General features: G+C 25.5%; 5 protein-coding genes and 1 pseudogene. All 6 read left to right on the forward strand.

The window, feature by feature from the left end; translation table 11 throughout:
• The first annotated feature begins 74 nt into the window (after positions 1-74).
• On the forward strand, positions 75-1,130 hold the full coding sequence (locus NSA58_RS16685; RefSeq protein WP_039679341.1) for a lysylphosphatidylglycerol synthase transmembrane domain-containing protein: 1,056 nt from the start codon (positions 75-77) through the stop codon (positions 1,128-1,130).
• 13 nt (positions 1,131-1,143) lie between these two features.
• Positions 1,144-1,563 carry a DUF3783 domain-containing protein gene (locus tag NSA58_RS16690; protein ID WP_039679342.1) on the forward strand — a complete coding sequence of 140 codons (420 nt, stop codon included), beginning with the start codon at positions 1,144-1,146 and terminating at the stop codon, positions 1,561-1,563.
• A 158-nt stretch (positions 1,564-1,721) separates the two neighbouring features.
• Positions 1,722-2,735 (forward strand): phosphoglycerate dehydrogenase, encoded by a 1,014-nt coding sequence (locus NSA58_RS16695; RefSeq protein WP_079764836.1) that lies wholly within the window; start codon positions 1,722-1,724, stop codon positions 2,733-2,735.
• A 238-nt stretch (positions 2,736-2,973) separates the two neighbouring features.
• Complete coding sequence (locus NSA58_RS16700) at positions 2,974-3,552, forward strand: ATP-binding cassette domain-containing protein (protein ID WP_074429838.1); 579 nt, start codon at positions 2,974-2,976, stop codon at positions 3,550-3,552.
• Complete coding sequence (locus tag NSA58_RS16705; RefSeq protein WP_257560712.1) at positions 3,542-4,222, forward strand: hypothetical protein; 681 nt, start codon at positions 3,542-3,544, stop codon at positions 4,220-4,222. The genes NSA58_RS16700 and NSA58_RS16705 overlap by 11 nt, the downstream gene beginning before the upstream one ends.
• Positions 4,195-4,324: pseudogene (locus NSA58_RS20900) on the forward strand (tRNA (guanosine(37)-N1)-methyltransferase TrmD); the annotation flags it as partial. The gene NSA58_RS16705 and the pseudogene NSA58_RS20900, both read left to right, overlap by 28 nt.

Genomic DNA, 4,324 nt, shown 5'->3' on the forward strand with positions numbered 1-4,324 from the left:
AAAATCTTAATATTATTATTTTATAATTATGTTGTATACTTATAATATAAAAAACAAAAAATTGGGAGATAACTATGGATAATAAAAAAAAGAAAACTTTCCTAAGATATGTATTTTTACTATGTTTAATGGTAATAACTATATATCTAGTTTTAAAAAGTTTAGACATAAGTATGTTGTCTAGTGTTATTGCTATGGTAAAAAAGGAGTATTTATTAGTTGGAGGAGTAGTAATTTTGCTTTATATTATTCTTGAGGGGATAATATTGCAAATAATAATTAATGAACAACATAAATTGAAGAGTTCATTTGTAGGTTTTAAACTAGCTATAATGGGGTTTTATTATAACTTAGTAACTCCATTTGCATCTGGTAGTCAACCTATTCAAATATATGTACTAAGTAAATATAAAGTGCCACTAAGTAAGGCAACGGGAATAATAACTAATAAAACTATACTTTATCAAGTAGTAATTACAATTTATTGCACAATATTCATTTTTATGAATGCAAATAAATTAAAGTATGATTTGAGAACTGTTATGCCTTTTGTGATGTTAGGGTTGGCAGTAAATTTGTTTACATTTATAATCGGATTTTTAGCAATTATAAATACATCAAAAATAAAGGAAATAGGTCACAAAGTTGTAAGATATTTATTAAAATTTAAATTATTTAAATTTTTAGAATCTAAGGAAGAAAAAATAGATTCATTTATAGAAGAATATACAGAGTCTATTAAATTTTTTATGAAAAATAAAAAATTACTTATTATTACTGTAAGCCTAACTATAATACAGATATCTTGTTATTTTAGTGTTGCTTATTGGATATATAAAGCATTTAACTTAAACGGACATAGCTTTATTTATTTAATGACTCTACAAGTATATTTATATATGGCTATATCACCAATACCAACTCCGGGGAATATTGGAGCTAATGAGTTAGCTTTCTTTACTATATTTAAGCGAGTATTCCCACAAACATTGCTAGGATATGCTGTATTCTTATATGGTGGATTTATGTATTATTTAATATTAATATTAAGTGGAATTTTCACTATATACTCACACTATAGAATGGATAAAAAAATGGAATCTGGTAAAATTAGCGTAGAAGCTACATAAAATAGGAGGAACAATGTCATTTGAAAAATTAAACCAAAGTTCAATAAGCAATATTCATGATAGAAGTTGCATAATTATAGTTAATTTTAATAAAAAAGAATCAAGCATGATTAAAAATATAGGAAGATTAGTAGGAATAAAAGATTGTATTTTTGTAGATAGTAAAAATGGAAAAACTACTATAAAAGATATACTGAACGATAATATGTCTGATGACAATGAAGAAGTTTGGACAAATAAAGCCATAATTTTTAATAATATTGCTCAATTAAAAATTAATGGATTCTTAGACAGTTTAAAGAAAATGAAAATTACTAGACCTATGAGTGCAGTGGTGACAGATACAACTATAGACTGGACTTTAAATAAATTAGTTTACAATTTAATCCAAGAAAGAAAGGCTTTAAAGTCGGGTCAAACTTTAAATCACTAAATGTTGAAATAACATAATCATCATTAAAATGGACAAAATAAATGTAACAAACAAATATTAATTATAATTTAATTTGTATTTATTTGTTCACATAGATCAATCCTTCAAAAATATTTTTGAAGGATTTTTTAATTGTGTTATAAAGGTGATTTTTTTTAATGTGTAGAATATATTATAAAGGTACAGAAATTTTTAGTTCAGTTGAAAGGAGATGGATTGCTATTAAAGTATTATTTACACTTAAGTTTAGTGAAGAAGAATTTGATAGAATAAGGGATTTAGGATATGAGGTTACCTTTAATAGTGAAGGTAAAAAATCTACTTTAGATAAAATGACAGATGAAGAGTTAGAATCTATAGATATATTAGTAACTTATAATTCATTTGAAAAATTAGATATCTCAAAAATGAAAAATTTAAAGTACATACAGTTAGGCAGTACAGGATTTGATCAGGTTCCAATAGATAAAATCATGGATAGAAATATTATTTTATGTAATAACAAAGGTGGATATAGCATTCCTATTGCAGAATGGATTGTATCTACAGTTTTGCAAATATATAAAAATACTAAAGCGTTTTATAATAAGCAATATAAAAAACGATGGACATGTGACTATAGTGTTTCTGAAATTTATGGGAAAAAAATTGGTTTTTTAGGAACTGGAACTATAGCATTGGAAGGTGCAAAGCGATTAAAAGCTTTTGGTGTAGAAATATGGGGATGTAATACAGATGGTAGAAGTGTAAAATATTTTGATAAATGTTTTTCAACATCAGATATGGATGAAGTATTTATAAATTGCGATATAGTAATAAGTACTATTCCGTCAACGAAACAAACATATAAACTTATTGATAAATCAAAGTTTAAACTTATGAAAGAAGGATCATCATTTGTTAATGTTGGAAGAGGAAAAATTGTAGATGAAGATGATTTAATAGAATATGCTCATAAGCTTAGAGGCATAGCTCTAGATGTTTTTCAAGAAGAGCCTTTATGTGAAGATAGTAAGTTATGGGACTTGGATAATATAATAATAACACCTCATAATTCATGGGTATCAGAGCAAAACTCTTTAAGAAGTTTTAATTTGTTTTATAATAATTTGAAAAAGTTTACTTCTAATAAAGAACCAGATAATAAAGTTGAAATAGAAAAAGGATATTAATAAAAATAAAGCATCTTTAAGGGTGCTTTATTTTTATTGATATCCTTTAAAATAAATAATTACAATATCGACACTAATTAGAAATTGAACTATTATTAAGGTGACAAAAAGTTACAAATAGTTCTGAAAATATTATTAGGAGGGAATGTATGGGGAAAGATTTTAAAAGGATATTAAGTAGTTTAATAATAGCGTGTATATTAATTTTTGAGTTAGGTACTCCTAGATGGCGAGTGAAATGGAAAGTGATATTGTTGAAGAAGGATACTATACTTTAGAAAACGTTTATAGCAGAAAAAATTTAAATGTATCTAGTGAAAAATTTACTAATTATACAAATATTAATATTTATATTGGAATTTGTTCTAATGCACCAATAACTATTTTTGATGAGCCGACCATAGGGTTAGATGCAGTTAATAGACAAGAGTTTTATAACATATTATTAGAATCTTATATGAATAAAAACAGAACTATTATTATCTCAACTCATTTAATAAATGAAGTAGAAGAGCTTTTAGAAAAAGTAATAATGATTGCAGATAGAAAAATAAAAGTAAATGATTACATAGATGAATTAAAAGAAAGATCTTATTATATAAGTGGAAAAAGAGAAGATTTAAATAAATTATCAATCTTACCAGAAATGATTTTAGTAAAAGTTTTTGGAAATAACAAAATGTGTGCTTATTATGGAGATTTGAATGATGAAGATTTAAGTATAATAGAAAACTCAGACATAGAGTTAGATAAAATGAGTCTCCAAGATTTATTTATAAACATGAATAAAAAAGAGGAGGCTTTATATGAGAAATAATCCGTATTTTAATTTTATAAAAAGAGATTCTTTACAAATGATATTAATACTTTCAATTATAATACTTATAAATCAAGGACTTACAGCTGTATCTAATATATATATGGCGTTGGAACCAGGTTTTGATAGAACTATAAATATGTATAGTCAAGCAACTGCTTTTAGCAGTATGTTTTGCTTTATTGCTGGTATTATGTTTATATTAAGGAATTTTTCTGGTGCCATTAGTATAAAAGGAGACAGAAAAAATTTATTAAAGGCTTTTGCTGTATGGGCTATAATAATGTCTTCATTTATGGTTGTATTTTCAACCACTTTAGAAGTTGGCTTAAAAATATTAACAGAAGTAATTACACATAAAGAAGTAACTTTAATTGGTGATATCCCTATGCGGATACAAATAGCTGATATGGAAATGAAAAATCCAGATATAATTTTTATGTGGTTTATAAAAGCTATATTTAGTAGGTTTATAAGTGGTTTAATGTTATTTTCACTGGGATATATGCTAGGAGCAATAGGATATAGATTAAAGAAAAGAACGAACATTTTAGTATTTGTTGTAATACCAGTTGTATTAATAGGATTTTTAGTAAATTCAGCCCTTAGAATTGATGAATTCATAATAAACATGGTAGTAGCAAGTTTGGTGGAGGGGCAGGAATGTTAATGACTCCTCAACCTATATATGACACATATAAGCATATTGTAGATACTCACAATATAACAAATCCTAGGGTGGTATATTTAACGCCAAAAGGACAAGTATATA

Origin of the sequence: Terrisporobacter muris (assembly GCF_024621905.1) — a bacterium.
Lineage (GTDB): Bacteria > Bacillota > Clostridia > Peptostreptococcales > Peptostreptococcaceae > Terrisporobacter > Terrisporobacter muris.

What these genes read in the sequence shown, in the direction of transcription:
- NSA58_RS16685 (WP_039679341.1), top strand. Translation starts at nt 75, where the DNA reads ATGGATAATAAAAAAAAGAAAACTTTCCTAAGATATGTATTTTTACTA.
- NSA58_RS16690 (WP_039679342.1), top strand. Translation starts at nt 1,144, where the DNA reads ATGTCATTTGAAAAATTAAACCAAAGTTCAATAAGCAATATTCATGAT.
- NSA58_RS16695 (WP_079764836.1), top strand. Translation starts at nt 1,722, where the DNA reads ATGTGTAGAATATATTATAAAGGTACAGAAATTTTTAGTTCAGTTGAA.
- NSA58_RS16700 (WP_074429838.1), top strand. Translation starts at nt 2,974, where the DNA reads ATGGAAAGTGATATTGTTGAAGAAGGATACTATACTTTAGAAAACGTT.
- NSA58_RS16705 (WP_257560712.1), top strand. Translation starts at nt 3,542, where the DNA reads ATGAGAAATAATCCGTATTTTAATTTTATAAAAAGAGATTCTTTACAA.